This is a genomic window from Treponema sp. UBA753 (assembly GCF_002297325.1).
GTDB lineage: Bacteria > Spirochaetota > Spirochaetia > Treponematales > Treponemataceae > Treponema_D.
This window is the reverse complement of the sequence record NZ_DBKJ01000130.1, coordinates 1-2,722: the sequence shown is the minus strand read 5'-3', so window position 1 is coordinate 2,722 and position 2,722 is coordinate 1. Positions and strand designations below refer to the sequence as shown.

Genomic DNA, 2,722 nt, shown 5'->3' with positions numbered 1-2,722 from the left:
AACTTGGACAGGCTGAATGGTTCACTTTTGGAAGCAGGGCGAAGCATTCTTATGTGGATTCTGTTCTTATTGCAGCTGAAATGCTTTCAAAGCAGAAGCGCGGAATGCTTGCTGTTTTTATGCGGCGCACAAAACTTGACAATATTCTTTCCACGGGAACAAGACTTAATGCAGATCTTTCTTCAAGCTTGCTTGTAACAATTTTCGGACATAATACGCCTTTGCATGATGGCGCTTGTTTTATTCAGGGCGGAAAAATTCTTGCGGCGGGCTGTTTTCTTCCAGTAAGCGAGCAATACGACATAAAAAAGACTTTTGGAACGCGTCATAGGGCGGCTCTTGGTCTTTGCGAGGTAAGCGACTGCGTTGTGCTTGTTGTTAGTGAAGAAACTGGCGCATACAGTCTTGCCTATGACTCAAAGCTTCATTATGACCTTACAATGGATCAAGTTACAAGAATTCTTGAACGTCAGCTGGATATTACTCCAGATCAGCAGATTATAGAGGATACAATCGATGAGCATAAACCAATTACTGGCAAAGATAACTAAAAACTGGCCTGTAAAAGCAATCTGCTTTGTTCTGGCTGCAATGATTTATTTTTTCCATCAAATTTCACTTCTTGATGTAAAGACTTTTTCTGTGCCTCTTGAAGTCCGTGCTGAAGGAAATATGATTCCTGTTTCCGGGCTTGAACAGGTGAAATACATAAGGGTAAAAGTCAGGACAAAACGAGATCAGATTGCTTCTATAGTTGAAAAAGATTTGACAGCGTTTATAGATGTTTCTTCCCAAACAAAAGAAGGAATTTACGATTTTCCTGTTTATGTTGACCTTGATGAAAAAATTGTGCAGCTGGATTTAGAGCCGCTTGAAATTTACAATCAGCCTGACAATGTGAAAATTCAGATTCAAAAGAAAACAACAAAAGCGGTTCCTCTTTATGCTTCTGTTGTGGGAAAGCCTGCGCATGGATACAAGGCGCTTTCTGCTGAGCTGGAGCCTTCGTTTGTAACCTTGTGCGGACCTGCGTCAATGGTGGATTCAATAAATAAACTGCCGGTTGGAGCTGTTTCGATTGAAGGCGCGGACGGAAGCATCTCAAAAATTGTAAGTCCCGTGAATACGAATTCGTATATTTCGATTCTTGGAGAAAAAAATTCTATTAGAGTTTCTGTTCCGATTGTGATTGAGGGAACTGTAAAAGAATTCAAGAGTGTTCCTGTTGTGCTCGTAAATCTTTCGTCCAGTCTTGCAGTTTCTGGAGAAGATGTTAAAATTGATTTTTCTGTGGAAGGAAATTTGCTAGATATTGAAAAAGTTTCCCCGGCAGACTTTAATGTTTTTGCCGACTGCGCTTTTATTACAGAGCCAGGAATTTATGAAGTTCCAGTTCAAATTGACGCTCCGGGAAACCTGAATATTTCTTCGCAAAGCTTCACTGTCTTTGTGCTGAATGTTGTAAAATCAGAGCAAGAAGGAGAAATCCCTATAGAAGAGACTGAGACTGAAAAAAAGTCAACGAGCTCAGTTTTTAAAGTTCCGGTTTTGTCATAAAGGTTTGCATGATTTTTGGTGTTGGCTGCGATATAACAAAAGTTTCTCGATTTGAAAAATGGGTTTTGTCCAAAGATATGATAAAACGATTTTATAATGAAAGTGAATGTATTTCTGAAAGCGCAAGTCTTCAGCGTAAATGCGAATTTTATGCGAGCCGTTTTGCAGCGAAAGAAGCATTTTCAAAAGCTCTTGGAACTGGAATTCGCGGATTCAATTTAAATGAAGTTTTTATTTCAAAAGACGATAATAAAAAGCCTGAAATAAAAGTTTTAGGAAATGCAAAAAAATTGCTTGAAGAAAAATGCGGTGAAAAATATAAAATCCATGTTTCGCTTAGCCACGAAAAAGAATATGCTTTAGCGTTCGTTGCAATCGAAATAGTTTCATAATGGAAAAATAAATTTTGCGGAGGAAAAATGGCAACTCAATTTAATAGAAAAACTTTTTTAACAGAAGCAGAAAAAAAGCCCGCAGTTTCTTATTGGGCAAAAGAAGATGCTTTGTGTCCAGTCTGCCGCAAAAAATTCAGGCAAGAGCTTATGCATCAAGGTGGCGGCCGTACTATCGCAGGAAATCTTACTGACGAGCTTCATAGAAATTATGAGCCTTCCAAAAAATACGGAAGAGTTTATCCTCTTATTTACGAAATTGGCTGTTGTCCTCATTGCCACACAGCTTTGTTTTGGAAAGATTTCAAGGATATAAAAGATCCAGAAACTTTTGATAGAATTATGCAGGATGAGCAGCATAGAATAAAAGAAGTTGAAGCGATTTTTCCGCATTACGACTTAAATGACGAGCGGACTTTGTACGATGGAACTGCAATGTATTATCTTGCGCTCCTTTGCTATGAAAAGGCGGATATTGCTTATGCCCCAACTTTTAAACGCGCTGAAATTTCTTTGCGTCTTGCCTGGCTTTGCAATGAAATTGAACATGTTTGCCCGGATCATAATTATGACTATGTCGCTCAGGTTTTTTATAGAAAAGCTTTGTTTTTTTATCAGCAGACTTTGATTAATGAAACTGGACGAATTGAATCAATAGAATCTGTTGCAAACTTTGGTCCTGACACTGATAAAAACTATGGCTACGATGGCGTGATTTATTTAAGCGGACTTTTGGAATACAAGTACGGTCAGCGAGAAAATCAAGAGCTTAG

The 2,722-nt window shown here is 38.5% G+C and carries 4 protein-coding genes; all 4 read left to right on the top strand.

What is annotated here, in order from left to right:
- On the top strand, positions 1 to 551 hold a 551-nt coding region (locus B4C08_RS10325; protein ID WP_296665117.1), incomplete at its 5' end, for a diadenylate cyclase.
- Positions 517 to 1,557, top strand: coding sequence for a CdaR family protein (locus B4C08_RS10320; RefSeq protein ID WP_296665115.1), 1,041 nt, complete (start codon positions 517 to 519; stop codon positions 1,555 to 1,557). The genes B4C08_RS10325 and B4C08_RS10320, both read left to right, overlap by 35 nt.
- Positions 1,558 to 1,565: 8 nt before the next feature.
- Positions 1,566 to 1,949 (top strand): holo-ACP synthase, encoded by a 384-nt coding sequence (acpS, locus tag B4C08_RS10315; protein ID WP_296665113.1) that lies wholly within the window; start codon positions 1,566 to 1,568, stop codon positions 1,947 to 1,949.
- A 27-nt stretch (positions 1,950 to 1,976) separates the two neighbouring features.
- Positions 1,977 to 2,722, top strand: a 746-nt coding sequence (locus B4C08_RS10310; protein ID WP_296665112.1) for a DUF2225 domain-containing protein, incomplete at its 3' end; no start/stop codon positions are given.